The following is a 25,454-nucleotide window of genomic DNA, read 5'->3' on the forward strand; positions in this document are numbered from 1 at the left end:
CGCTGCCGAGGCGTCAGTCCTGCCACACTTCTTGCGCCGCGTCATTTCGCGGCCAGGTCGCACTGACGAAAGCCGACCAACTTTATTTCTTCGACAAGGGGCCCTTGTGAACAAGACCGAACTGATTGAGCACATCGCAAAAAACGCCGATATTTCCAAGGCAGCCGCCACGCGCGCGCTCGAATCCACCATCGGCGCCATTCGTACCACGCTCAAAAAAGGCGGCTCCGTGTCGCTGGTCGGTTTTGGCACTTTCGCAGTGGGCAAGCGGGCTGCTCGCACCGGCCGCAATCCCCGGACCGGCGACGCGATTAAAATCAAGGCCGCCAAGATTCCGAAGTTCCGTCCGGGCAAGGCGCTGAAAGACGCGCTCAACTAAGACGTAGACTCGGAGAGTTTCCCGGTGGGGTGCTTAGCTCAGTTGGTAGAGCGGCGCCCTTACAAGGCGTAGGTCGGGGGTTCGAGCCCCTCAGCACCCACCACCACCGATGCAAAGGCGAACACAGGTTCGCCTTTTTTATTGCCGTTCGACATCCGTCGCAAGAGAGTGTTCAAGCATGTTTGATTTCTTCCGCAAGTACAACAAGATCGTCATGATTTTCTTGTTCTTGCTGATCATTCCCTCGTTCGTCCTCTTTGGTGTGGACCGCTACCAGGGCTCCGGCAACGAGGAAAAGGTTGCGCGCGTCGATGGCAACAACATCACCCGCTCCGAGTGGGACGCGCAGCACCGCAACGAAGTCGACCGCATCCGGCAGCAGTCGCCGAACGTCGACCCGACGCTGCTCGATTCCGATGCAATGCGTTATGCCACGCTGGAGCGTCTGGTGCGCGACCGCGTGTTGGCAGCTGCTGCAGCCAAGTCGAACATGACGGTTTCCGAAGAGCGGCTGACCCGCATCTTCGCGCAGGACGCGGGCCTTGCCGCGTTCCGCACGCCAGACGGCAAGTTCGATCGCGAGACCTTCCAGCGCGTGACCGGCCGCACGCCGGAGCAGTACGAGGCCTCGATGCGTGCCGACCTCGCAACGCAGCAGGTGCTGCTGGGCATTTCGGGTACGGCGTTCACGCCGCCTGCACTGGCTGCTGCCACCATCAACGCTTTTTATGACAGCCGCGAAATCCAGGTCGCACGCTTCACACCCGAGAGCTTCGCATCGAAGGTGACGGTCAGCGATGCTGACATCGAGACCTACTACAAGGATCACACGGCCCAGTTCCAGGCGCCCGAGCAGGCCAGCATCGAGTACCTGGTGCTCGACCTCGAAGCAGCCAAGAAGAACGTCTCGGTGAACGAGGCCGACCTCAAGACCTACTACGAGCAGAACAAGGCGCGCTTCGGCACGAAGGAAGAGCGGCGCGCGAGCCACATTCTGATCACCGCACCGGCGAGCGCGTCGGCGGCCGATCGCGAAAAGGCCAAGGCAAAAGCGGAGCAGCTGCTGGCCGAAGTGAAAAAGGCGCCCGCCACCTTTGCCGATGTTGCGCGCAAGAATTCGCAGGACCCCGGCTCCGCCGAGAAGGGCGGAGACCTCGACTTCGTGACCCGCGGCGCAATGGTCAAGCCGTTTGATGACGCGATGTTCGCGCTCAAGAAGGGCGACATCAGCGACATCATCGAAACCGAGTTCGGCTATCACATCATCCGGCTGACCGACATCAAGCCGGCTGTGGTGCCTCCCTTCGAGCAGGTGCGTGCCACCATCGAGAGCGATGTTCGCGCGCAGCAGGCAACGCAGGAGTTCGCAAAGGCCGCAGAAGCCTTCACCGATGCGGTGTACCAGCAGCCCGACAGCCTCAAGCCCGCGGCGGAAAAGCTGAAGCTCACGATCCAGACCGCAGCCAATGTGGCGCGCACGCCCGCGCCGGGCGCCACCGGCGCGCTGGCGAGCCGCAACTTCCTGAGCGCGTTGTTTGCGCCCGATTCGCTCGACCGCAAGCAGAACACCGAAGCCATCGAAGTCGGGTCCAACCAGCTCGCATCGGGCCGCGTGACGCAGTACTCGCCGGCGCGTCCCATTCCGCTGGCCGAAGTGAAGGACAAGATCCGCGCGCAACTCGTCACCGAGCGCGCCGCAGTGCTGGCAAAGACCGACGGCGAAGCCAAGCTCGCAGCCTGGACCACGAAGGCCGACGGCGCAACCTTTGGCGCACCGGTCACGGTTTCGCGCCGTGAATCGCAGAGCCAACCCGTGGCGGTCATCGACGCCGCACTGCGTGCCGATGCATCCAAGCTGCCGACGCTGGTGGGTGTCGATCTGGGCACCCAGGGCTATGCGGTGGTTCGCGTGACCAGGGTCGTTCCGCGCACGCCTTCGGCGCCTGAACAAGCGCAGCAAGAGAACGCGCAGGTCGGCCAATCCGTGGCCGCTGCGGAGGATGTTGCGTACTACAACATGCTGAAGGAACGCTTCAAGGCCGAGATCCTCGTGCCGAAGCCGGCGGACATGCTGCCGGCGGCACGCTGACCACGCCTTCCGTCGCACGAGGGACAAGCGCGCCATGCGCTTGTCGCCAGAATCGCACGCATGGGAACCCTCTATCTCGTGCGCCACGGGCAGGCCAGTTTCGGCGCTGCCGACTACGACAACCTGAGCGAGCTCGGACACAGGCAGTCCGTGCGGCTGGGTGAATACTGGCGCGAGCGCGGCATGCACTTCGATGCGGTGATCACGGGCACCTTGAAGCGGCATCGGCAGACTTGGGAGGGCATTGCACAGGGGCTCGGACTGCAGCGCGACGACGTGCTGCCATGGCCCGGGCTCAACGAGTACGACAGCGAGGCTGTCATTGCCACCATCCACGAGGGCAAGCTCGAAAAACCCGATTCGCCCGAGATGTACCGCCATCATTTCCGCCTTTTGCGCGACGGACTGGGCGCCTGGATGCAGGGCAAGACCCAGCCTGCCGGTATGCCGAGCTATGTGGACTTTCTGGCGGGCGTGACCACGGCGCTCGACCATGTGCGCGACCGCCACCATGGCGCAAAAGTGCTGGTGGTGTCGAGCGGCGGACCGATCAGCACGGCAGTCGGGCATGTGCTTGGCACGAGCCCGGAAACGACGATCGAGCTCAATCTGCGCATCCGCAATACGGCGGTGACGGAGTTCGCCTTTACGCCCAAACGCCACATGCTCGTGACGTACAACACCCTGGCGCATCTGGATGCCCCGGCGTACGAGGGCTGGGTTACTTACGCCTGAACGATTGGCGCCAGAAGGGCGCTAGAAGGGCGCCGGAAGAGGGCGCCGGCCTCAGGCTTGCCAGACGCCGTAGCCGTTCGCGCGCAGCCGGATGCCAAGCTCGACCTCCATCGACCGCGCGTCCTCGTAGTTCATCGGGTTGTAGCGCTCATAGAGGGCGGGCAGCAGCCGCAGGCCGAACTCCTGCACGAAGGTGTTCGCCTGGATGCCGGCCTTGTGCTTGTCGAAGCGGATGTCCGGGTCGAGCCCGGTCATTCCGACGTAGACGAAAGGCTTGCCGAGTTGATAGTCGGGATTGGCTCGCCTGAAGCGGCCATGGTTCCATACGCGGTCGTCGAGCTCGACCACGTAGACATGATGCTTGGCTCGTGGTTTGCGCGGCATCAGTGCGCACTGCCCAAAATCAGCTCTTGCGCTTGATCAGGCCGTAAAGAATGAGCAGCACGATCGCGCCGAGCACTGAAGCGATGAAGCCGGCGCCCTGGCCCGCGGTGTACCAGCCCATGGCTTGGCCGACATAGGTCACGATCAATGAACCCGCAACGCCGATCAGCGTGGTCACGATGAAGCCCGCGGAATCGTCGCCCGGCTTGACGGCCCGCGCAACCAGACCCACGATGAACCCGATCAGAATAGTCCAGACGATGCTCATGAAGAAGTTCCTTTGGCGGTGAATTGGAAGAAGCGGGAAAGCATTGCCCGTTGATTCAGGCGACGATCATGATAGCGGAGCAAAACCGGCGCCACGCGCCAGGAAATACATCGGATTTGCGTTCGAGAAATTTGGCGCGGACTCTGGCCATCTCTCGCTTGCAGCGGCGTCCTACAGGGTGATCTGCCGCACCGGGCTATACCGAAACCATGCTCGAAAAATTGCCCGAAGTCATTGGCCACGCGCTGCACGGCGTGCGCGCCGGCCTGGACAAGATTATTTTCAATACGCTCGGAATGCGGCAGGGCATGGCGTCCATATCCCTGACCAGCGTCGCCTTCGTGGACCACGGGCCGCTGCCCCCGCGCTATACGGCCGACGGCGAAGGCTTGTCGCCGCCGCTTCAGTGGGCCCAACTGCCGGCGGAAACCACCTCGTTGGTGCTGGTGGTGGAGGACGCCGACTCGCCTACCCCGAATCCACTGGTGCATGCGATCGTGGTGGGGCTGCGGCCGAGCGACGGCAAGCTCGACGAGGCCGCCATTCCGAGCCGCGACAACGAGGGCGCCGTCGGCCTGCACGTCGGACGCAACTCGGGGCTGCAGGCCGCGTGGCTACCGCCGGACCCGCCGCCGGGGCATGGCGGGCACCGCTACGCTTTCCAGTTGTTTGCGCTCGGCGGCACGCCTTCATTTTCCTCCGCGCCGGGGCGCGATGAGATATTCGAAGCGCTCTGCGAGCACGCTCTCGCCAGCGGCCTGCTGATCGGCACCTGCGAAAGGCCAGACGGCTCCATCAAGATCGAGAAAACCGCGCCGGCGGGCCCGTTGGCAACGGGTTGAACGGGATTTCAGACGTCTTGAATGCCCCGGTGGCGAAAACGGGAGTTTTTGACGCTACAATTGCGGGCTCTTCGGTGGCTGTAGCTCAGCTGGTAGAGTCCCAGATTGTGATTCTGGTCGTCGTGGGTTCGAGTCCCATCAGCCACCCCAAATACTTTCCCTGACTGCTATTGCGCAATAGCGTCCAAAGGGACATCAACGCCGGGCCAGCCCCGGCGTTGTCATTTCCGACTCTTGCTGCCTTGGGGCTTAACCCCTTGTATTCCTGCTTTTTGTTCGATAAGAACGCCCGATCCAGGTGCGCGTTGCATTGTGCGCTGCCGCACGTTAACTGCGTGCCCCGGGTTTTTTCTGGTAGCGGCATGCTTGTTTTAAATTGGAATTGAATTAAAATCCGCCCCGTTTCCAATTTTCAGGAGTCCACAATGGCTTCGACCCTTGCCGATATCAATTCCCAGATCAAGAAGCACGACGAGCTGATTGCGCAATTGCGCAAGCAGGCCGAAGACCTTCGCAACCAAGAACGTGCGGGCGTCATTGAAGAGGTGCGCAAGAAAATCGCCGAATACGGTTTGACCGCTTCCGATCTGAAACTCAGCGCACGCGGCGGGTCGGTCAAGCGCGGCAACGCGGTTCCCGGAGCCAAGGCAGCGGCCAAATACCGCGGCCCGAGCGGCGAAACCTGGTCTGGCGGCCGTGGCCGCAAGCCGCGTTGGGTGACCGAAGCCCTGGCCGCCGGCAAGTCGCTTTCCGAGTTCGAGATCAAGTAAACGCTCGACATGGCCGTCGGCCAATAAAAAAAGCCCGCATCTGCGGGCTTTTTTTATTGCAAGCGTGGAACCAACCGGGCGCGGCGCGCTCAGTTCACCATGACGAGTTTTCCTTTCACGCCGCGTGAACCCATGTGGGCGTAGGCTGCTTTCAATTCTGCCATCGGCATCGTGCTGTCGATCACTGGCTTGATCTTTCCCTGGCCGTACCACTGCGCCAATTCGGCCATCATTTGTGCATTGGCCTTGGGCTCGCGCTTGGCAAAATCGCCCCAGAACACACCGACCAGCGACGCGCCTTTCAGCAGTGTCAGATTCAAAGGCAGCGATGGAATCGGGCCCGAGGCAAAGCCGACCACCAAATAGCGGCCGCGCCAGCCGATCGAGCGAAATGCCGGCTCTGCAAAATCGCCGCCCACCGGGTCGTAAATGACATCCGGCCCCTTGCCGTCGGTCGCAGCCTTGATGGCGTCGCGAAAACCGTTTGGCAGCGCATGTGTGGTGTAGTTGATGGTGGCATCGGCGCCAATGGAGCGGCAGAGTTCGCATTTCTCGTCGGTGGAAGCCGCCGCAATCACTTTTGCTCCGGCTGCCTTTGCGATTTGTATGGCCGCAGTGCCCACACCGCCGGCGGCGCCGAGCACGAGCACCGTTTCTCCGGCCTTGAGCTGCGCCCGGTCCATCAGCGCATGCCACGATGTGGCATAGATCATGATGAATGCCGCCGCGTCGACATGGCCGAAGCCTTCCGGCAGCGGCATGCAAAGCGCAGCCGGCGCCAGCGTGTGGGTTGCGAAACCGCCGGTTCCCGAAAGGCACGCCACGTTCTGACCAATGGAAAGATGTGTGACGCCTTCACCCACCGCTTGCACGATGCCCGCGTATTCCGAACCGGGCACGAAGGGCAGGGGCGGCTTGATCTGGTATTTGTTCTGGACGATCAGCAGATCGGGAAAATTGAGGCTGGCAGCCCTGATTTCGATCAGCACCTGGCCCGGACCCGGCGTTGGTGTGGGCAGTTCTTTCCAGGTCAGCGCATCGACGCCGGTGGGGTTTTCGCAAAGCCATGCGTGCATGCTCGGGTCTCCTTGGATGAGTCGTGTGTGGGCAATGAATGCGAGGCGATGATAGGGGGCGCGACAGGGCGCCGTTGTCCCTGCTGCGACGCACCCGGCGCCTACAATCCGGGGCATCCAGAAGCAACATGAAGATACTTATTTCCAATGACGATGGCTTTCAGGCGCCGGGCATCGTCGCATTGCACGACGCCCTGAAAGACATCGCCGATGTCGAGGTGGTTGCACCCGAGCACAACAACAGCGCCAAGTCGAACGCGCTGACCCTGGCCGCGCCGCTGTACGTGCACAAGGCGCACAACGGTTTTCGCTACGTCACGGGCACGCCGGCCGATTGCGTTCATATCGCGCTCAAGGGGCTGCTCGACTACCGGCCCGACCTGGTGGTGTCCGGCATCAACAACGGCGCCAACATGGGCGACGACACCATCTACTCGGGCACCGTCGGGGCGGCGATGGAGGCGTACCTGTTCGGCATTCCGGCCATTGCGTTCTCGCAGATCGAAAAGGGCTGGGCCCATGTCGATGCGGCCTCGCAGGTGGCGCGCCGGCTGGTTCAGCAGATCGAGCGCGAGCGCATGATCGAAGGCGGTGCTTTCCTGCTCAACGTGAATGTGCCCAACCGGCCGTTCGAGGAGCTCAAGCCGATCAAGGTTTGCCGCCTCGGCCGCCGCCACGCGGCGGAAAAGGTGATTACGCAGGAGAGCCCGCGCGGCGAAACGATGTACTGGATTGCGGGCGCCGGCAGTGCCAAGGACAGCGGCGAGGGCACCGACTTTCACGCAACCGCTGCCGGCCACGTCGCATTGACGCCGCTGCAGATCGACCTGACCGACCACGCCAACCTGGGGCAATGGCGCGAGACGGTCGCCCGTCTCGGCAACTGAGCATGGCCACGCAACGGCCTGGTTTCCCGGTTCGCCTGACACCCACCGCATCGGCCGCCACGCGAGGGCGCATGCCCGCCGTGCCGGCCAAGCCTTTGGTGCCGGCCACGCCCTCGATGGCTTCCGACGCCGTGCGTGCGCGCATGGTGCAGAAGCTCGCCGCTCAAGGCATTACCGACCCCCGCGTGCTTCGTGCACTCGGCTCGGTGGAGCGGCATCGTTTTGTCGACAGTGCGCTGGTCAACCAGGCGTACGAAGACACGAGCCTGCCCATCGGGCTGGGCCAGACTATCTCCAAGCCCAGCGTGGTGGCTCGCATGATCGAGCTTCTGCTGGGTGCGCCTGCGCTGGCCGGCAAGCCGCAAGACCGCCTCGGACGCGTGCTCGAAATCGGCACCGGCTGCGGCTACCAGGCTGCGGTGCTGAACCACGTGGCCACGGAGGTCTACAGCATCGAGCGCTTGCGCGGGCTGCACGAGCGCGCGCGTGCCAACCTGCGGCACTTCCGGCTTGCCACCGTGCACTTGATGCTCGGCGACGGCATGGTTGGCTACGCCAAGGGGGCACCCTATGCAGGAATCATCGCCGCAGCAGGCGGCGAAGCGGTCCCGCAAGCCTGGACCGATCAACTCGCAGTGGGCGGACGCATCGTCGCGCCCACGCAATCGGCGGGGGGCGGACAGGCCCTCGTCGTCATCGATAAAACCGCCCGTGGGCTGGAGCGCCGCATTCTTGAGGCGGTTCACTTTGTCCCCCTAAAATCGGGCATCGCTTGAAGGAACAACACATGCAGGGTTTTGGCAATCGGAGTTGGTGCGCTGGTATCACGTTGGCCGTTGTGCTCGTGATCGCGGGCTGCGCCGCACCGCGAGGGCCGGCGCCGGTCGAAGACCGAGGCACGATGACGCGCGCCCCCAATGCGGCACCCGGTGGCCCGCTCATCACCACCGACGCGTCGGGCAAGCCGCTTCCAGGCATCGAAAACTATGGCAAGCCGGGCTACTACGCAGTGCGCCCCGGCGACACGATTCGCCGCATCGGAATCGAAACCGGCCAAGGCTGGCAGAACATCGCACGCTGGAACAATCTCGAGAACCCCGACCTGATCGAAGTCGGTCAGGTGCTGCGCGTGGTTCCTCCGGTGGGTCCGACCTCCACCACCGTGGCGGCCGCGGCTGCTCCCACTGAAGGCGCGGTGACCAAGCCCGTGACGCCGCCGGCTGTGCTGCCGGCGGCGCCCGCGAGCGCGGCGGCCAGCAAGCCGCCAGTCACTGCATCGCCCTCGGCACCTGCCGCCAATTCGGGCGACGAGGATCTCGGCTGGATCTGGCCCGCGCATGGCACGCTCATTGCCGGGTTCGACGACGCCAAGAACAAGGGCTTCGATATCGGCGGCAAAGCCGGCGACGCAGTTCTGGCCGCAGCCGACGGCCGCGTGGTCTATGCAGGCGCAGGCCTGCGCGGCTACGGCAACCTGATCATCCTGAAGCACAACAACACCTATCTCACGGCCTATGCGCATAACCAGACGCTGCTCGTGAAGGAAGACCAGTCGGTGCAAAAGGGACAGAAGATCGCCGAGATGGGCAACAGCGACGCAGACCGCGTCAAGCTGCATTTCGAAATCCGTCGCCAGGGCAAGCCTGTCGATCCGGCACGCTACCTGCCGAGCCGGTAATGCCATGGCCGCCTCTCGCCCCCGTCGCACGCTGCCTGTGCGCCGGTCGGCGGGCAAGGGCGAAGCAGCTGCAGGCAACAATCTAGAGAGCACGCCTGCAAAGCCCGGCCGTGCTGCCGCACACCCGATTGCGGTTGCCGAACCGCTAGGCGGCGAGGGCGCGGATGCCCTGACCATCTACCTGCGGCAGGTTCGGCGCACCGAACTCTTCACGCCCGAGCAGGAATACCAGGCCGCATGCGCTGCCCGCGCCGGCGACTTTGCAGCGCGGCAATCGATGATCGAACACAACCTGCGGCTGGTTGTGAACATCGCCAAGGCCTATCTGGGCCGCGGCGTGCCGCTTTCCGATCTGATCGAGGAAGGCAACCTCGGCCTGATGCACGCCATCACCAAGTTCGAACCCGAACGTGGCTTTCGCTTTTCCACCTATGCGACGTGGTGGATCCGGCAGTCAGTCGAGCGGGCCGTCATGACCCAGGCGCGTGCAATCCGCCTGCCCGTGCAGGTGGTGCGCGAACTGCAGCAGGTGCTGCGGGCCCGCCGCACGCTCGAAGGCGATTCGGACTTTCTGGTGAACCGGCCCGACGGTGTGCGGGTGGAAGACATTGCCGCGTTTCTGGGGCGCGAAGTGCAGGCGGTAGCGGAGCTGCTGGCGCTTGCGGAGGCGCCGCGCTCGCTGGATGGCGGCGACGCGCATGGCGACGAAGGCTTTGCCTTGGCCGACACGGTGGCCTCCGACGACGAGCGAGGCGACCCGACTGACGTGACCCACACGCACGAGGTCGAACGCCTGCTCGACCAATGGGTTCATGCACTCGATGCGCGCGAGCGCGAGGTGCTCGAAGGCCGCTACGGCTTGCACGACCGGGAGCCCGAAACGCTCGAGGTGCTGAGTGTTCGGCTCGGCCTGACGCGCGAGCGCGTGAGGCAAATCCAGAACGAGGCGCTCGCCAAGATGCGCCGCCAGCTGGTCCGCTCCGGCGTGGGTCGCGACGCCTTGTTCTAGGCGGAGCCGGCGCAGCCGCGGGAAGCCGGGCCGGCGCTGAGACAATCGGGGGATGACGGAATCCACTGAAGAAAAGAAAGTCCCCACGAAAGCGGCCGGGAAGACCCCGGCCAGCGCCCCGGACGAATGGCTCAAGGTCGAGTCGCTCGACCTGGACGCGCAGGGCGTCGCTCACAACGCCCAAGGCATGGTCGTGTTCATCGAGGGCGCCTTGCCTTTCGAGGAAGTGCAGCTCAACGTTCACCGGCGCAAGAACAACTGGGAGCAAGGCACGGTCACCGCCATCCGGCGGGAATCGTCGCAGCGGGTGCGCCCGGGCTGCCCGCACTTCGGGCTGCACACCGGCGCGTGCGGCGGCTGCAAGATGCAGCATCTGGACGCCGCGGCGCAGGTGGCGGTGAAGCAGCGCGCGCTGGAAGACAACCTGTGGCATCTCGGCAAGGTGCGGCCGGAGAACGTGCTGCGCCCGATGGAAGGGCCGGCTTGGCACTACCGCTACCGCGCGCGGCTCTCGGTGCGCCATGTGGTCAAGAAGGGCACGGTGCTGATCGGTTTTCACGAGCGCAAGAGCCGGTACCTTGCCGACATGCAGGTGTGCCCGGTGCTGCCGGAGCAGGTCAGCGACATGCTGATGCCGCTGCGCGCACTCATCGGCTCGATGGATGCGCGGGAGACCTGCCCGCAGATCGAGCTTGCCTGCGGCGATGCGCCAGGGACGACCGCGCTCGGCACGATTGCGCTGGTGCTCAGACACCTGGAGCCGCTGTCCAACGCGGACATCGGCCGCTTGAAGGCGTTTGCGGCACAGAACCCGGGCGTTCAGTGGTGGCTGCAGGCCAAGGGCCCCGAAACAGTAAAGCTGCTGGAAGAGGGCGGCACGCCGCTGTCGTACGAACTGCCCGAGTTCGGCGTCACCATGCCGTTCAAGCCGACCGATTTCACGCAGGTCAATCCGCACATCAATCGCGCGCTGGTGGGCAAGGCGCTGCGCCTTCTCGATGTGCAGCCGCAAGAGCGTGTGATCGACTGGTTCTGCGGGCTGGGCAATTTCACCCTGCCGCTGGCCAGCCGTGCGCGCGAGGTTCTGGGCATCGAGGGCAGTGACACCCTGGTGGCGCGCGCAAGCGACAACTTCAAGAAGAATGAACCTGCCACGCTGGCCAGGCGGGCGCTTTCGCCAACCCGGTTCGTGGCGCGCAATCTCTTCGAAATGACGCCCGCCATGCTGGTGGCCGACGGCAGCGCGGACAAGTGGCTGGTCGACCCCCCGCGCGAAGGCGCGTTCGCGCTCGCCAAGGCCATGGCCGACCTGCACCTGCAGCCTGAGCTGCGAACCGACGGCTGGACGCCGCCGAAGCGCATCGTGTACGTGAGCTGCAATCCGTCCACGCTTGCGCGGGATGCGGGGTTGCTCGTGCATCAGGCGGGGTACCGGTGCACCTTTGCCGGGGTGATCAACATGTTTCCGCACACGGCGCACGTGGAGTCGATTGCGGTGTTCGATCTGGCATGAAAAAAGGGCCCGAGAGGGCCCTTTTTATATCGGCGCTGCGAGAGCGCCTTCGTTCGATTCAATCAGTCGCGTTCGCCGCCGGCAAGGCCCAGCAGGGCCAGCAGGCTCTGGAACACGTTGAACAGGTCCAGGTAGAGCGCGAGCGTGGCGCTGATGTAGTTGGTTTCGCCGCCGTCCATGATCTGCTTCAGGTCATAGAGCATGAAGGCCGAGAAGATGCCGATGGCAGCCACCGAAATGGCCATCATGCCGGCGCTCGAGCCGACGAAGACGTTGATGATGGAGCCCACCATCAGCACCATGGCGCCGACGAAGAGCCACTTTCCCATGCCCGACAGGTCGCGCTTGATCACGGTGGCCAGCGAAGCCATCACGAAGAACACGCCGGCGGTGCCGCCGAACGCGGTCATGATGAGTTCGGAGCCGTTCTTGAAGCCCAGCACCATTGCGATGAGCCGCGACAGCATCAAGCCCATGAAGAAGGTGAAGGCCAGCAGCACCGGCACGCCGGCGGCCGAATTCTTGGTTTTCTCGATGGCGAACATGAAGCCGAAGGCGCCGCCGAGGAAAACGATGAGGCCCAGGCCGCCCGTGAGCGAGCGGGTAATGCCGGTGCTGACGCCGATCCATGCGCCCAGCACGGTGGGCAGCAGGCTCAGGGCGAGCAGCCAGTAGGTGTTGCGCAGGACGCGTTGGCGCTCAGCCTGCGGCAGCACCTGGCCGTAGCCGGTGGAAGTGTCGAGGGTGGTCACGCGGTCGTTCATGGCAGTAGCTCCTTTGGTTGCTGCACTGACGCAGTTGGGCGCATTCTAGGGTTCTGCAAGAGGGGGTGATACAAAGACCGTATGGATGATGGTCCTAAGGGCGCCGGGACCGGCCGGCTCTTTGGCCGTTATGCTCTTGGGTTTTACGCAACCGACGCTCAAAAATGAAGACCAAGTCCTTCCTCGAACTCGCCGACGTCAAGGCCATTGCCGCAGCCGCGGAAGCCGAAGCCCTGAAGAACAATTGGGCCGTCACCATTGCCATTTCGGACGACGCAGGCAACCTGCTCTGGCTCCAGCGCCTGGACGGGGCTGCGGCTCTGTCTTCGCACATTGCCCCGGCCAAGGCCCATACGGCAGCCATGGGCCGCCGCGAAAGCAAGGTTTATGAAGACATCATCAACGGCGGCCGAACCGCGTTTCTCACGGCGCCCGCCGTGCAGGGCCTGCTTGAAGGCGGCGTGCCGATCGTGAAGGACGGCCAGGTGATCGGCGCCGTCGGCGTGAGCGGCGTGAAGTCGAACGAAGATGCCCAGATTGCCAAGGCCGGCATCGCTGCGCTCGGCCTTTGAAGTAACTCGTCCGGCGGGGCTGTGCTCCGCGGAAAGCAAAACGCCGACTTCAAGGTCGGCGTTTTCTTTTGGGTGTTCAGCGTGAAAAAAAGCTTGGCTAGTCGGCGAACCGTTGGCTAGCAAAAAACGACCCTTCGGAGATGAATCTCCTGGAGTCGCCCCACGATGAAACTTGCGTGAAGGGCGGGCTGATGCTTACTTGGTAAGAATCAGCTTGCCGAGTTTGGTCGCCTGAAGACGATAGAGGGAGCCGTTGTGCATGATGCCCACGGTCTTGCTTCCCTTGAGAAGCTCCGTGCTTTCGACCATTGGCGCCGGACGGGGAGCCTGGATGGACGCATGTCCGCCACCCGATTGGTCGAGCGACGGATGGCTCAGAACAGAAAAGGCGTTCGGTTTGGCTTGCATCTGAAATTCCCCTTATCGAAGCGATGAGTGAATGATAATGATTCGCAATAAAAAGTCAATCGCGGCGATCAACTTTTTTTGCGGCATTCAGTGACTTACTTCGCGTCAGGTTCGGTAATGAAGCCGATCTTGCGCACGCCTGCTTCGCGGGCCGCAGACATTGCCTTGGCCACGCGCTCGTAGCGCACTTCCTTGTCGCCGCGGATGTGCAGTTCGGGCTGCGGGTTCTTGGCGGCCTCGGCCGCGAGGCGGCCAGGCAGCTCGCCGTCCGCGATCTTCTGCTCGTTCCAGTAATAGTCGCCCTGGGCAGAAATGCTGAACAGGATGTTCTCCGGCTTGGCCTGCTCGGGCTCGCTGGTGGCGCGGGGGAGGTCGATGTTGACCGCGTGCTTCATCACCGGCACGGTGATGATGAAGATGATGAGCAGCACCAGCATGACGTCGACCAGCGGCGTCATGTTGATCTCGTTCATCACCTCATCGGGTTCGTCCTGGGTACCGAAAGCCATGATGCTCAGCCCTTCTTGAGCGGAACCACGATGGCGTCGCCGCTGCCGCTTTGCACGCGCGCGCCGGTCACGAAGTAAGCGTGAAGGTCATGGGCAAAGCTGTTGAGCTTGGTCAGCACGAACTTGTTGCCGCGAACCAGCGCGTTGTAGCCCAGCACCGCCGGAATGGCCACCGCCAGGCCCAGCGCCGTCATGATCAGCGCCTCGCCGATGGGGCCCGCCACCTTGTCGATGGTGGCCTGGCCGGCCGAGCCGATGCTCATGAGCGCGTGATAGATGCCCCACACCGTGCCGAAGAGGCCGATGAACGGTGCGGTCGAGCCGACGGAAGCCAGGATGGCGAGGCCGGTTTGCAGGCGCGCCGTGAAAGCGTCGATTCCGTTGCGCAGTGCGCGCGTGATCCAGTCGCTCACGTCGAGCGCATCGTGCAGATGGGCCTTGGTGTTGCGGTGGTGCGCAGCCGCTTCACGGCCTTCGAGCGCCAATGCGCGGAACGGGTTGCTGTCGTCTTTGCCGAGCTTGTTCAGTGCGGTGGCAAAGTCTTCGCTGTGCCAGAAGTCCTGCGAGTGCTTGGCAAGGCGCTTGTATTTGATGACGTCGAGGGCCTTGACGATGATCACGATCCACGAGGCAAGCGACATGCCGATCAACAGCACCGCGACGGCCTTGGTGACGAAATCGCCCTGGTTCCAGACGTTCATCAAGCCGAATTGGGAATCCATACGAAGTTGCTCCAGAGAAAAATTAGTTCAATTTGAATGAGAAGGGCGCCCGCAGCAGGTAGGTCGTCTGTGCGTTGCCTCCTGTTTGCCTGAAGGGCGTGACCTGGGCGGTTCGGGCTGCGCTCAGCGCGGCCTCGTCCAGGCGTTCGAACCCGCTCGATTTGTAGAGTTCGACCCGCTTGGCGAAGCCTTCACTGTCGAAGTAGATCGAGACGACCGTCGTTCCCGACTCGCCCAGGCGCCGGCTCATGCTCGGGTAGACGAGCTTGGGCTCTCTGATATAGCGGGTCTGGCCCTCCGAGATCTCGATCATCCGCGGTGCCGGTGGAGCAGGGGGCGCGGGCGGCGGAGCGGGTGGTGCTGGCGGCGCCGGTGCCTCGACTGGAGGCGCGGGGGGAGGCGGCTCGGTCACGCCCACCGGCGCACTGGGGGCGGGTGTTGGCTTGGGTTCGCGAATCGCCACCGGGCGGGGCGGAGGCTTGACGGCCTCGGGCTTGCGCTGGGGGGGCGGAGGTGGTGGAGGAGGCGGCGGTTCGGCCGGCTTGGGCGGTTCGACGAACTGGCTCAGTATTTCTACAGGAATCACCACTTCGGCAGCGCGGCGCAACAGGCCGCTTTGCAGCGCCCACAGCGCGGCTGCATGAAACAGGATCACGCCTCCGGCAATAAGTGCATTGCGCGAAAGGCCCAGAACGGAGGGAGGGGGAGCAAAGCGGTCAGACACGATCAACCAATTCGAATGCGGGCACGCACGGAACGTGCCCCGATTGCAGCAAAACCGCTACGACTACTGTTTACTTACGAAAGATCCACCAGACCGAGCCTGCGACAAGAATCAGGCTGCCGCCGAGCGCCGAGAAGAGTTCCATGCCTTGCTTTCCGAGATGGAGGTGGCAAGCTGGATCGCACTCGTTCCCGATTCGCGGTTCAACGCGGCGACCGGATGCGAGGCGCTGCACTGCGCGACGATATCGCGCGCACAGCCTTCACATTGACCACACTGGGTGGCTACGCCGAGCTCGAATTGCACTTCGTCGAAAGTCATGCCGGCACGCACGTGACGTGCGATTTCACGGTCGGAGACTCGGCGGCAGACGCAAACGATCATGGCGGTGAAAGCGGCAGTGGCTGGCTGGTTTGGGTTCGAGCCGATTATAAATACGAATCTCTCGCATTTTCAATAACTATGGGCGGAGAGAGGCCTTCCGTACTGTTCTGGGAGAAAGTAGCATTTTGACAACACAGAATCTAAATGTGAATGATTAAGACTACGCCAGCACTACACTCCAGCCAAATTTCGGCAAGCCACTACCGGTAAAGCGTCGGTCCCAGCCAGCCATTCAAACCAGCCGTTTGGCTTTCTGGGAGGTCATCTTGTCCAATGTTGCCGGTCGGCGCGCTCGTGCGTCGCGCCCCAAGTCTTCTTCTGTTTCCGCCACCGGCAGCCTGCCGCGAGAAGCGGCAGTCCTGCCTTTTGGCGCACTGATGCTGGCCGCTTCGGTCAGCAGCTGGGCGCAGACACCGCCGGCGACGGTGCAGGGTGGCACTCTCGGAACCGTCACGGTGACCGAACAGGCCGAAGCCCAGGGCAAGGACCAGGTCCAGACCAAGAAGACCAACATCGGCAAGGGAACGCAAGAAATCCGCGACATTCCGCAGTCGATCAATGTCATCACCGAAAAGCTGATCGACGACGTCAAGCTCGACACCCTCAAGGATGCCTTGCACTATTCGGCCGGCATTACCTTTGCAGCGACCGAAAACGGCACCGACCAGGACATCCGGCTGCGTGGTTTCCCCGTTGCCACCGTGGGCGACCTGCTGATCGACGGCATGCGCGACCCTTCGCAATATGACCGCGACACCTTCAACCTGGAACGCATCGAGGTGCTGCGCGGTTCCGCTTCGATGATTTTCGGGCGCGGATCCACGGGCGGCGTGATCAACCAGGTGTCGAAGAAGCCTTTGCTGGCCGACCAGACCGACGTGGAAGCGACGGTCGGCTCGCGCGGCTACTACCGCACCAGCGCGGACTTCAACGTTCGCACGGGCGAAACCTCGGCATTGCGAATCAACGCGATGTGGAACAAGGCCGACAACGGCGGCGCCAAGATCGACAAGTACGGCATTGCGCCTTCATACAGCTGGGGCGTCGGCACGGCCAACGAATTCACCGTGGGGCTGTTCCACCTGAACGTGGACAACGTTCCGATGTCCGCGGTGCGCTGGGTGGCGACCGGCCGGCAAGGCATTACCGGCTACAACGCGAGCGGCGTGCCGACTGTCGGCAGCCTGGGCACCCTCGCGCCCGTCAAGCCCGGCAGCTTCTACGGCACCACGGCCGACAAGCTTCTTGGCAAGGCCACGTACGGCACGGCTTCGTGGCTCCATCGCTTCGACGATGGCGGCGAATTGCGCACCCAGGTGCGCTCGGGCACCTTCGATCGCAACCAATGGTCGACCGCTGCCGGGGCCAGCACCACGTTCGGCGCCCCCACCACGCTGGCCAACTTCAGCGAATACACGATGCTCACGCGCAGCGGCCTGACCCCGCGCAAGGATGAGTACAAGGGCACCTACCTGCAAAGCGACTACAGCAAGGAGCTGAACTGGGGCGGCATGAAGCACCAGTTGCTGGCCGGTGTGGACGCCTCGAAGGAGGAGGCGAGCCGCTACCAGAACGATGCCTTCTTCAACAACAGCTTCCGCGGACGCGCGCTGGGCTCGCGAGCCAACACCTTCGTCGGTACGCCGAACGACGGTGCGGGCCTGAGCGGCACGTTCGTGGAGCCGGTGTACCGCGATTCGAGCGCCTATTCCGCCAAGTCGGTCGGCATCTACTTGCAGGATTTGGTCCAGGTGGCGCCCGATTGGAAGGTTCTCGGCGGCGTGCGCTACGACCGCCTGAGCGGTGATTTCGACCAGTACACCTATTCGAACCCCGCCTGCGCGAGGCCCACTCCGGCACCGCGCGGCTATACGCAAACGGCGAATTGCACCGACCGTCGCGAGCGCTATTCCGCCGGCAGCCCGTTCCCGACAGTCACCAGCACCCATCTGTCGCAAGGCGCATGGAGCTACCGCGCCGGCGTGCTGTACCAGCCTTCGACGACGCAGTCGTACCACCTCTCGTACAGCACCTCGTTCAACTCGTCGGCCGACACCTATCAGTATGTGTCGCCCCAGACCGCGGGCACGCCGCCCGAGAAGAGTCGCAACATCGAACTGGGCGCCAAACTCGACTGGCTCGACGGCAAGCTCTCGACGCGCGCGGCCATCTTCCGCACCGAAAAGACCAACGAACGCACCACCGATTCGGACTTCGCGGGCAGCTCTTATCTGCTGTCGGGCAAGCGCCACTCGCAGGGCCTTGAGCTCGACGTGGTGGGCCGCCTCACGTCGCAGTGGGAAGTGTATTTTTCGTACTCTTTCATTCCCAGGGCAACCATCGACCAGGTGGGCAGCACTGCAACGCCCGGTACCGTGGGCTCGCGCGTCGGCCTGACGCCCAAGCACAGCGGCGCGGCATGGATCAGCTACCAGGCCACGCCCAAGTTGCGCATTGCAGGCGGTGTGCGCGGCGCGTCCGAAAACCGGCCGCTGCAAGGCGTCACCGGTGCCGCCAGCCTGGCGAACAGCACGCCCGGTTATGTGGTCGGCGACATGATGCTCGAGTACAAGTTCACGCCTGACCTGTATGCGCAGCTCAATGTGAACAACGTGACGAACAAGCTCTACGGCGATCAGCTCTACCCGGGCTTTGCGATTGCCGGTGCGAAGCGCACGGTGCTCTTCACGGTCGGGGCGCGCTTCTAAAAGTCTCCTCAGTTTCTAGAATAGCCAAAGCCGTTCTTCCTTTCACATGCTCTTGCACATTCGCGAAGTGCTCTCGCTCGACGAGGTTCGTCAAGCCAGGGAAATTCTGGGCCAAGCACCTTGGGAGGACGGCCGCCTGACCGCAGGCGAGCAGTCCGCCAAGGCGAAGAACAACGAGCAGCTGCGGGAAGACTGCGAAGAAACCCGTGCCGTTCAGCAACTGCTGCTAAGGGGCCTCGAGCGGCACCAGGTTTTCTTCTCGGCCGCGCTGCCGAAGCAGATTTCGCCGCCGCTGTTCAATCGCTACGGCGGTGAGTCCAACAGCTTCGGCAATCATGTGGACAGCGCAGTCCGTTTTCTTCGCGACGGCTCGGGGCGGGTGCGCACAGACATCTCGTGCACCCTGTTCCTGGCCGAACCGAGTGAATACGACGGCGGCGAACTGGTCATCGAGGACACCTTCGGCACCCAGCGCGTCAAGCTTGCCGCCGGCGACATGGTGCTCTATCCGGGCACCAGCGTTCATCGGGTGCTGCCCGTCACGCGGGGCTATCGGCTGGCGAGCTATTTCTGGATCCAGAGCATGGTGCGCAGCGACGAGCAGCGTCGGCTGCTGTTCGAAATGGACAACCATCTGCGCCACCTACGCAGCAAATACGGCGAGACCGACTCCGGCGTGATCGGCCTCACGAGCACGTACCACAACCTGCTGCGCATGTGGCTCGACATCTGAGCCGCGGCGTGGCGCCTGCCTGTCAGGAAACGCATTCATGATGAACAAGTCACTTCTTTCCGCCGCAGCAGTCGCGGCCGCAATTTTCTGGTCCGCATCGGCGTCTGCGCAATTCGTCGACCATGACGCCGTCAAATGCGCACCGGTTCCCAAGGCGGAAATGCGTCCGCAGATGGAACTGCAGCGCAAGCTGACCGGCGAAGGCTGGAAGGTTCGCCAGATCAAGAACTTCAATGGCTGCTACGAGGTCTACGGCTTCGACGAAAAGGGCCAGCGCACCGAAGCATTCTTCGACCCCAAGACCTTCGAGAAGGTTGGTCAGGTGAAGCAGCCATCCTGAGGATGCGCAAGGTGCGTGCAGTGCCAGCGCGTGCGTCGGCGCAGGTCTGGGCGCTTTGGTTGCGCGCAACGCATTGGGCGCTGGTCGCCGCCATTGCCGTGGCGTGGTTCAGCGGCGAGGCGTTGCTGCGGCAGCACGAACTGGCGGGCTACGCGGCGCTGGCCCTGGTTGCGGGCCGCTGCATCGGCGGATGGGTCGGAGGCCGCTATGCAAAATTCAAGCAGTTTGTGCGGCCTCCGTCGCAGGTGCTGCGCTATGCGGCCGAAGTACTCGCACGGCGCGAAAAGCGCTACCTGGGCCACAACCCGCTCGGCGGCTGGATGGTCGTCGCCTTGCTCGCCACGGTAACGGCTGTCGGCGCTACAGGCTGGATGTATTCGCTGGATATGTTCTGGGGATTGGCGTGGGTGGAATGGCTTCACCGCACATTGGCCTGGACACTGGTAGCGCTGATTGCGCTGCATCTGGCCGGTGTTGCTTTCACGAGCTGGCGGCACCGGGAAAACCTGATCGCTGCCATGTTCAGCGGGCGCAAGCGCCCCGAAGAGCCGGGCGACATCGCCTGACGGCGGCGCCCGCTCGCCGAAAGGGGCCGGGCGGCCCCTTCGGAATTCAGCCGATCTCGCCCATTTGCGACTGCAGATAGTTCTGCAGTCCGACCTTGTCGATCAGGTCGATCTGGGTTTCGAGGAAGTCGATGTGCTCTTCCGTGTCGTCCAGGATTTCTTGCAGCAGGTCGCGTGAGACGTAGTCGCGAACGGTTTCGCAGTACGCGATACCGTCCTTGATGGTGGCTTGCGCACCGGTCTCGGCGCCCAGGTCGCAGCCGAGCAATTCGGGCACGTCTTCACCGATGTTCAGCTTGCCGAGATCTTGCAGGTTGGGCAGGCCGTCCAGCATGAAGATGCGGTCCATCAGCTTGTCGGCGTGCTTCATTTCGCCGATGGATTCCTCGTATTCCTTCTTGGCTAGCTTGTCCAAGCCCCAGTGCTTGAGCATGCGGTAGTGCAGGAAATACTGGTTGATTGCGGTGAGCTCGTTCTTGAGCTGCGCCTGCAGATGTTCGATGACCTTGGGGTCGCCCTTCATGATTGTTTTCCTTGTTCTGAAAGTAGGGATTGTGAGAGGGGCAAGCGAGCTCTTGCAAGCAATCCCATGCTCCGCTGGTCTGCATGCGTTTGATGGTGATACACGTTCGTATTCGAGCGGAAGGCGAGGGCGTCAGCGCCTTTGGTTTTCATAGGCCGCAGCGATGCAGTCGATAGCTCATTACTATCAATTTGTCTTATTTGGTAGCTATACTCATGGCTCGCACTTATTTTTGTCCACCCGCAGCATCCAAGGAATCAACATGTCCCTGATCAACACCCAAGTCCAACCCTTCAAGACCCAGGCCTACCTCAACGGCAAGTTCATCGATGTGTCCGACGAGACGCTCAAGGGCAAATGGTCCGTGCTGATCTTCATGCCGGCGGCATTCACCTTCAACTGCCCGACCGAAGTCGAAGACGCGGCCGACAACTACCCCGAGTTCCAGAAGCTGGGTGCCGAGGTCTACATCGTGACCACCGACACGCACTTCTCGCACAAGGTGTGGCATGACACGTCGCCCGCCGTGGGCAAGGCCAAGTTCCCGCTGGTGGGCGACCCGACCCACGCGCTGACCAACGCTTTCGGCGTGCACATTCCCGAAGAAGGCCTGGCACTGCGCGGCACCTTCGTGATCAACCCCGAAGGCATCATCAAGACCGCCGAAGTGCACTCCAACGAAATCGCTCGCGACGTCAAGGAAACCCTGCGCAAGCTGAAGGCAGCGGTGTACACCGCCGCCCACCCGAACGAAGTGTGCCCGGCCAAGTGGAATGAAGGCGACAAGACCATCGCTCCGTCGTTCGACCTCGTCGGCAAGATCTAAGCGTCCCGCGCGAAAGCCCGGGCGCTCACGAGGCCCCGGGCTTTTTTGTCCCAAGTTGATAGTTTTAAGTTATCGAAAGAGAGTCCCTCATGCTCGACGCCAGCACCAAAGCCCAATTGAAGAGTTACCTCGAACGCGCCACACAGCCGATCGAGATCGTCGCCTCGCTCGACGACAGCAAGGCCTCGGGCGAAATGCTGTCGCTGCTGAAGGACGTTGCAGAAGCCTCGCCGCTGGTCAAGCTGACCGAAAGCCGCGACGACAACCACCGCAAGCCCTCTTTCTCGGTCAACCGCCCAAGCGAGAACCACGGCCCGCGTTTTGCCGGCTTGCCGATGGGCCATGAATTCACGTCGCTGATCCTTGCGCTGCTGCAGATCGGCGGCTATCCCCCGAAGGTCGAAGAAGCCGTGCTCGAGCAGATTCGCGCTCTCGACGGCGACTTCGAGTTCGAGATCTACGTTTCGCTCACCTGCCACAACTGCCCCGACGTGGTTCAGGCGCTGAACCTGATGGCCATCCAGAACCCGCGCATCCGCACCACGATGATCGAGGGCGGCACCTTCCAGGACGAAGTGAAGGAACGCCAGATCATGGCCGTGCCGACCGTGTTCCTGAACGGCACCGAATTCGGCCAGGGCCGCATGAGCCTTGAAGAAATCCTCGCAAAGATCGACACCAGCGGCGTCGAGCGCGAGGCGAAGAAAATCGCCGCCAAGGACCCGTTCGACGTGCTGATCGTCGGCGGTGGCCCTGCCGGCGCCGCGGCTGCCGTGTATGCGGCGCGCAAGGGCATCCGCACCGGCGTGGCATCGGAGCGCTTCGGCGGCCAGGTGCTCGACACGCTGGGCATCGAGAACTTCATCTCGGTCAAGGAAACCGAAGGACCGAAGTTCGCCCATGCGCTCGAAGAGCACGTGCGCGACTACGACGTCGACATCATGAATCTGCAGCGCGCCAAGGCGCTTGTTCCGGGCAAGGACCTCATCGAGGTGCAGCTCGAGAGCGGCGCTTCGCTCAAGAGCAAGTCGATCATCATCTCGACCGGTGCGCGCTGGCGCAACATCAACGTGCCCGGCGAGCACGAGTTCAAGAACAAGGGCGTGGCTTACTGCCCGCACTGCGACGGCCCGCTGTTCAAGGGCAAGCGCGTCGCGGTCATCGGCGGCGGCAACTCGGGTGTCGAAGCAGCCATCGACCTGGCCGGCATCGTGGGCCATGTCACGCTGATCGAGTTTGACACCGCGCTGCGTGCCGACGCCGTGCTGCAGCGCAAGCTCAAGAGCTTGAGCAACGTCGACGTGTTCACGAACGCGCAGACCACCGAGATCACCGGCGACCAGAAGGTCAACGGCCTGGTCTACAAGGACCGCGCAACGGGCGAGCTGAAGAAGGTCGAGCTCGAAGGTGTGTTCATCCAGATCGGCCTGGTGCCCAATACCGATTGGCTCAAGGGCGTGGTCGAGCTGACGAAGCACGGCGAGATCGTGGTCGACGCCAGGGGGCAGACCTCGGTGCCGGGCGTGTTTGCCGCGGGCGACGTGACCACCGTGCCGTTCAAGCAGATCATCATCGCGGCAGGCGACGGCGCGAAGGCGGCGCTGGGTGCGTTCGATCATTTGATCCGCACGTCGGCACCGGCCTGAGCGACTGAAAACCTGTTGTCCGAGTAGGTTGCAAGTTGTACAAATGAGAATTATTCTCATACAATAGTGGTCAAGGGCATCGCGCCCTTCGCCGCCAGCCAGGTCAATGAGCGCAGCACTTGCGCCGAGGTCCAGCAAGCAGTTCTTCAACTGTTTTCTGGACCTTTTTCGTGGCCTCCCAATTCAACCGACCCTCCCAACGTTTAGCACTTCTACCGTGGCTGATTGCCACCGGCTTCGGCATGGCCGCGCCTGCCTGGTCCCAGCAGCTCGCGGTACTGAATGAAGTGGTGGTGAGCGGCTCGCGTTCGGAGCAGGCCAAGGACGACTTGCCGGTCAGCGCGGAGGTCATCAATCGGGAAGACATCGAGTCCAAGCAGATCAACGACATCCGCGATGCGGTGCGCGATCTGCCCAATGTTTCGGTCAAGCGCTCGCCGGCGCGCTTCGGCCTGGCGCAGGGCAACACGGGCCGCGACGGCAACGCGGGCTTCAACATTCGCGGGCTCGACGGCAACCGGGTGCTGCTGCTGACCGACGGCATCCGCACGCCGCGCAGCTATGTCTTCAGTGCCAACGCCTTCGGCCGCGACTACTTCGACATCAGCCTGGTCGAGCGCATCGAAATCATCAAGGGCCCGGCGTCGGCGCTCTATGGTTCGGACGGCCTGGCCGGCCTGGTCAACTTCGTGACTCGCGAACCCTCGTCTTTCCTGCGCGAGGGCCGCAGCTTCGGCGGAAGCGCAAGCATCGGCTACAGCGGCGACGACAACGGCGTGCGCGGCGGTGTCACGCTTGCCGGCAAGGCGAACGACACGTTGCAGTGGCTCATTTCGGCCAACGCAGGCCGCGCCAGCGAACTCGAGAACATGGGCACGCTCAATGTGCCCAATGTGGACCGCACCACGCCCAACCCGCAGCGCGACAGCAACCGCGCGCTGCTGGCCAAGGCCATTCTCACGCCCAATGCAGACCAGCGGCATTCGTTCACCTTCGAGCACATCGAGAAGACCAGCCGCTACGACTTGCTTTCGGGCATTGCCAAGCCGCCTTATGCGTCCACCTCCGTGGTCGGCCTCAACGCAAAGACCGACCTGGAGCGCGACCGCTTCACCTACGAAGGCCGGCTGCGCCTGAACGCCGCCGTGGCGGACAACCTGCTCGCGGTGGTGAGCTACCAGAAGGCCAAGTCGCGCGAGTTCATCAATGAAGACCGCTTTACCGCTGCCGACCGCACGCGCGACGTGACCTACGACGAGAACACCTGGCAGCTTGGCCTGCAGGCCGACAAGACGCTCCGCATGGGTGATTGGGCGCAGAAGATCACCTACGGATTCGACTACACGCGCACCAACGTCGAGAATCTGCAGACCGGCCTCGTGCCGCCCACCGGCGAGAGCTATCCGCTCAAGCGCTTTCCCGATACGCGCGAAACATCGTCGGCGTTCTACGTGCAGGATGAATTCATCCATGACCGCTGGAGCATCACCCCCGGTGTTCGCTTCGACCGTTTCTCGCTCGACGCGAAGCAGGCGGGCTTCAATGCACAGGCCGTGTCGCTGTCGGGCTCGGCTGTATCGCCCAAGCTGGGCGTGCTGTTCCGCGCCACGCCGCAATGGAGCGTCTACGGCAACTATGCATCCGGCTTCAAGGCGCCCAATGCGTTCCAGGTGAACAACTTCTTCGAGAACGTGATCCAGGGCTACAAGACGATTCCCAACCCGAATCTCAAGCCTGAAAAGAGTCAGAACATCGAACTCGGCGTGCGCGGGCGCACCGGCATCCTGAGCTTCGACGTGGCTGCGTTCACCGGCGACTACAAGAACCTCATCGAGAACGACAAGCTCGTCGGCGGCCGCGGCATTCCGCGCATCGATCCGCTGGTGTACCAGTCGGTCAACGTGGGGCGCGCGCGCATCAGCGGTTTCGAAATCAAGGGCGAGCTCGACTTCACCGAAAACGGCACCGGCTTCTCCGTGCCCTTTGCCTATGGCCAGACGCGCGGCCGCGACCGCACCAACAACCGGCCGCTCAACTCGATCGATCCGCAGAAGTTCAGCGCCGGCCTCAAGTACCAGGCGCCGTCCTGGAGCGTGCGCCTGGACGCAGTGCACCACAGCGCCAAGGAGTGGGAGGACGTCGATCGCAGCGAAGTGACGACCGGCCTGCAGTTCCGCACGCCGCAAGCCACCACGCTGGACATCAGCGCGCAGTGGCGCATCAAGAAGGACCTGCGCCTTAACGCCTCGGTAACCAACCTCACCAACAAGCGCTATTGGATGTGGAGCGATGTGCGCGGGGTGACAACGACCTCGGCCATCCGCGATGCCTACACGCAGCCGGGCCGCAGCTTCAATGTCTCGCTCGTGGCCGACTTCTGAAAACGCCCATGGCAACCC

At 63.1% G+C, this 25,454-nt stretch carries 28 protein-coding genes and 2 tRNA genes; 20 read left to right on the plus strand and 10 right to left on the minus strand.

The window, feature by feature from the left end:
- Positions 1–106 precede the first annotated feature (106 nt).
- The 4 genes from V9L21_RS18980 (at position 107) to V9L21_RS18995 (ending at position 3,203) form a co-directional block, all read left to right on the plus strand.
- Positions 107–379: an HU family DNA-binding protein gene (locus V9L21_RS18980; protein WP_007830705.1), complete on the plus strand. Its 273-nt coding sequence runs from the start codon at positions 107–109 to the stop codon at positions 377–379.
- 27 nt (positions 380–406) lie between these two features.
- Positions 407–482, plus strand: a tRNA-Val gene (locus V9L21_RS18985).
- A 75-nt stretch (positions 483–557) separates the two neighbouring features.
- Complete coding sequence (locus V9L21_RS18990) at positions 558–2,468, plus strand: SurA N-terminal domain-containing protein (RefSeq protein WP_337314519.1); 1,911 nt, start codon at positions 558–560, stop codon at positions 2,466–2,468.
- 60 nt (positions 2,469–2,528) lie between these two features.
- A complete protein-coding gene (locus tag V9L21_RS18995; RefSeq protein ID WP_337314520.1) occupies positions 2,529–3,203 on the plus strand; it encodes a histidine phosphatase family protein in 675 nt (224 codons plus the stop codon).
- Positions 3,204–3,254: 51 nt separating this feature from the next.
- On the opposite strand, the gene V9L21_RS19000 is transcribed toward V9L21_RS18995, so the two are convergent.
- Entirely contained in the window at positions 3,255–3,587 is a 333-nt protein-coding gene (locus V9L21_RS19000; RefSeq protein ID WP_337314521.1) for a hypothetical protein, read from the minus strand.
- A gap of 19 nt (positions 3,588–3,606) precedes the next feature.
- Complete coding sequence (locus V9L21_RS19005; protein WP_281150088.1) at positions 3,607–3,855, minus strand: GlsB/YeaQ/YmgE family stress response membrane protein; 249 nt, start codon at positions 3,853–3,855, stop codon at positions 3,607–3,609.
- A 209-nt stretch (positions 3,856–4,064) separates the two neighbouring features.
- On the opposite strand from V9L21_RS19005, the gene V9L21_RS19010 reads away from it, so the two are divergent.
- The 3 genes from V9L21_RS19010 (at position 4,065) to V9L21_RS19020 (ending at position 5,467) form a co-directional block, all read left to right on the plus strand.
- The gene (locus V9L21_RS19010) at positions 4,065–4,697 is read left to right on the plus strand and encodes a YbhB/YbcL family Raf kinase inhibitor-like protein (protein WP_337314522.1); all 633 of its coding nucleotides are present in this window, start codon (positions 4,065–4,067) and stop codon (positions 4,695–4,697) included.
- A gap of 74 nt (positions 4,698–4,771) precedes the next feature.
- Positions 4,772–4,847: transfer RNA gene (locus tag V9L21_RS19015), tRNA-His, on the plus strand.
- Between the two features lie 275 nt (positions 4,848–5,122).
- The gene (locus V9L21_RS19020) at positions 5,123–5,467 is read left to right on the plus strand and encodes an H-NS histone family protein (RefSeq protein WP_258505272.1); all 345 of its coding nucleotides are present in this window, start codon (positions 5,123–5,125) and stop codon (positions 5,465–5,467) included.
- Positions 5,468–5,556: 89 nt separating this feature from the next.
- Here V9L21_RS19020 and V9L21_RS19025 read toward each other — a convergent pair whose 3' ends face one another.
- The gene (locus V9L21_RS19025; RefSeq protein ID WP_337314581.1) at positions 5,557–6,543 is read right to left on the minus strand and encodes an NADPH:quinone oxidoreductase family protein; all 987 of its coding nucleotides are present in this window, start codon (positions 6,541–6,543) and stop codon (positions 5,557–5,559) included.
- 128 nt (positions 6,544–6,671) lie between these two features.
- Between V9L21_RS19025 and surE the strand changes: the two genes are divergently transcribed.
- From surE to rlmD, 5 genes are read left to right on the plus strand one after another with little or no spacing between them, the layout of a single operon-like run.
- Positions 6,672–7,430 carry a 5'/3'-nucleotidase SurE gene (surE, locus tag V9L21_RS19030; RefSeq protein WP_337314523.1) on the plus strand — a complete coding sequence of 253 codons (759 nt, stop codon included), beginning with the start codon at positions 6,672–6,674 and terminating at the stop codon, positions 7,428–7,430.
- A 2-nt stretch (positions 7,431–7,432) separates the two neighbouring features.
- Positions 7,433–8,206, plus strand: a complete 774-nt coding sequence (locus V9L21_RS19035; protein ID WP_337314524.1) for a protein-L-isoaspartate(D-aspartate) O-methyltransferase — start codon at positions 7,433–7,435, stop codon at positions 8,204–8,206.
- Positions 8,207–8,217: 11 nt separating this feature from the next.
- Positions 8,218–9,108 carry a peptidoglycan DD-metalloendopeptidase family protein gene (locus tag V9L21_RS19040; protein WP_337314525.1) on the plus strand — a complete coding sequence of 297 codons (891 nt, stop codon included), beginning with the start codon at positions 8,218–8,220 and terminating at the stop codon, positions 9,106–9,108.
- A gap of 4 nt (positions 9,109–9,112) precedes the next feature.
- Positions 9,113–10,117 carry a sigma-70 family RNA polymerase sigma factor gene (locus V9L21_RS19045; RefSeq protein ID WP_337314526.1) on the plus strand — a complete coding sequence of 335 codons (1,005 nt, stop codon included), beginning with the start codon at positions 9,113–9,115 and terminating at the stop codon, positions 10,115–10,117.
- 52 nt (positions 10,118–10,169) lie between these two features.
- The gene (rlmD, locus tag V9L21_RS19050) at positions 10,170–11,630 is read left to right on the plus strand and encodes a 23S rRNA (uracil(1939)-C(5))-methyltransferase RlmD (protein ID WP_337314527.1); all 1,461 of its coding nucleotides are present in this window, start codon (positions 10,170–10,172) and stop codon (positions 11,628–11,630) included.
- Positions 11,631–11,692: 62 nt separating this feature from the next.
- Here rlmD and V9L21_RS19055 read toward each other — a convergent pair whose 3' ends face one another.
- The gene (locus V9L21_RS19055) at positions 11,693–12,394 is read right to left on the minus strand and encodes a Bax inhibitor-1/YccA family protein (RefSeq protein WP_337314528.1); all 702 of its coding nucleotides are present in this window, start codon (positions 12,392–12,394) and stop codon (positions 11,693–11,695) included.
- 164 nt (positions 12,395–12,558) lie between these two features.
- Between V9L21_RS19055 and V9L21_RS19060 the strand changes: the two genes are divergently transcribed.
- The gene (locus tag V9L21_RS19060; RefSeq protein ID WP_028258861.1) at positions 12,559–12,966 is read left to right on the plus strand and encodes a GlcG/HbpS family heme-binding protein; all 408 of its coding nucleotides are present in this window, start codon (positions 12,559–12,561) and stop codon (positions 12,964–12,966) included.
- Between the two features lie 195 nt (positions 12,967–13,161).
- Here V9L21_RS19060 and hemP read toward each other — a convergent pair whose 3' ends face one another.
- From hemP to V9L21_RS19085, 5 genes are all read right to left on the minus strand, one after another.
- A complete protein-coding gene (gene hemP, locus V9L21_RS19065; RefSeq protein ID WP_018903010.1) occupies positions 13,162–13,374 on the minus strand; it encodes a hemin uptake protein HemP in 213 nt (70 codons plus the stop codon).
- A gap of 95 nt (positions 13,375–13,469) precedes the next feature.
- Positions 13,470–13,883 (minus strand): ExbD/TolR family protein, encoded by a 414-nt coding sequence (locus V9L21_RS19070; protein WP_126748853.1) that lies wholly within the window; start codon positions 13,881–13,883, stop codon positions 13,470–13,472.
- Between the two features lie 5 nt (positions 13,884–13,888).
- Positions 13,889–14,605 (minus strand): MotA/TolQ/ExbB proton channel family protein, encoded by a 717-nt coding sequence (locus V9L21_RS19075; RefSeq protein WP_206178246.1) that lies wholly within the window; start codon positions 14,603–14,605, stop codon positions 13,889–13,891.
- 22 nt (positions 14,606–14,627) lie between these two features.
- Entirely contained in the window at positions 14,628–15,332 is a 705-nt protein-coding gene (locus tag V9L21_RS19080) for an energy transducer TonB (protein WP_443305212.1), read from the minus strand.
- 108 nt (positions 15,333–15,440) lie between these two features.
- The gene (locus tag V9L21_RS19085) at positions 15,441–15,713 is read right to left on the minus strand and encodes a (2Fe-2S)-binding protein (protein ID WP_082517598.1); all 273 of its coding nucleotides are present in this window, start codon (positions 15,711–15,713) and stop codon (positions 15,441–15,443) included.
- A 266-nt stretch (positions 15,714–15,979) separates the two neighbouring features.
- Here V9L21_RS19085 and V9L21_RS19090 point away from each other — a divergent pair, with 266 nt between their 5' ends.
- The 4 genes from V9L21_RS19090 to V9L21_RS19105 are packed head-to-tail and all read left to right on the plus strand — an operon-like array spanning position 15,980 to position 20,060.
- Positions 15,980–18,421: a TonB-dependent receptor gene (locus V9L21_RS19090; RefSeq protein ID WP_337314530.1), complete on the plus strand. Its 2,442-nt coding sequence runs from the start codon at positions 15,980–15,982 to the stop codon at positions 18,419–18,421.
- Between the two features lie 46 nt (positions 18,422–18,467).
- Positions 18,468–19,154 (plus strand): Fe2+-dependent dioxygenase, encoded by a 687-nt coding sequence (locus tag V9L21_RS19095; protein WP_258505291.1) that lies wholly within the window; start codon positions 18,468–18,470, stop codon positions 19,152–19,154.
- 37 nt (positions 19,155–19,191) lie between these two features.
- Positions 19,192–19,494: a PepSY domain-containing protein gene (locus V9L21_RS19100; RefSeq protein WP_337314531.1), complete on the plus strand. Its 303-nt coding sequence runs from the start codon at positions 19,192–19,194 to the stop codon at positions 19,492–19,494.
- 11 nt (positions 19,495–19,505) lie between these two features.
- Positions 19,506–20,060, plus strand: a complete 555-nt coding sequence (locus V9L21_RS19105; RefSeq protein ID WP_337314532.1) for a cytochrome b/b6 domain-containing protein — start codon at positions 19,506–19,508, stop codon at positions 20,058–20,060.
- Positions 20,061–20,106: 46 nt separating this feature from the next.
- Here V9L21_RS19105 and bfr read toward each other — a convergent pair whose 3' ends face one another.
- Positions 20,107–20,583 carry a bacterioferritin gene (bfr, locus tag V9L21_RS19110; RefSeq protein WP_126748857.1) on the minus strand — a complete coding sequence of 159 codons (477 nt, stop codon included), beginning with the start codon at positions 20,581–20,583 and terminating at the stop codon, positions 20,107–20,109.
- Positions 20,584–20,845: 262 nt separating this feature from the next.
- Between bfr and ahpC the strand changes: the two genes are divergently transcribed.
- The 3 genes from ahpC to V9L21_RS19125 all read left to right on the plus strand — a co-directional run bounded on the left by ahpC (position 20,846) and on the right by V9L21_RS19125 (position 25,436).
- Entirely contained in the window at positions 20,846–21,409 is a 564-nt protein-coding gene (ahpC, locus tag V9L21_RS19115; protein ID WP_157613151.1) for an alkyl hydroperoxide reductase subunit C, read from the plus strand.
- A gap of 89 nt (positions 21,410–21,498) precedes the next feature.
- A complete protein-coding gene (gene ahpF, locus V9L21_RS19120) occupies positions 21,499–23,055 on the plus strand; it encodes an alkyl hydroperoxide reductase subunit F (RefSeq protein ID WP_337314533.1) in 1,557 nt (518 codons plus the stop codon).
- A 242-nt stretch (positions 23,056–23,297) separates the two neighbouring features.
- Positions 23,298–25,436, plus strand: coding sequence for a TonB-dependent hemoglobin/transferrin/lactoferrin family receptor (locus V9L21_RS19125; protein ID WP_337314534.1), 2,139 nt, complete (start codon positions 23,298–23,300; stop codon positions 25,434–25,436).
- Positions 25,437–25,454 lie beyond the last annotated feature (18 nt).

The sequence above is a fragment of the Variovorax sp. CCNWLW235 genome, from assembly GCF_037204085.1.
Taxonomy (GTDB): Bacteria; Pseudomonadota; Gammaproteobacteria; order Burkholderiales; family Burkholderiaceae_C; genus Variovorax.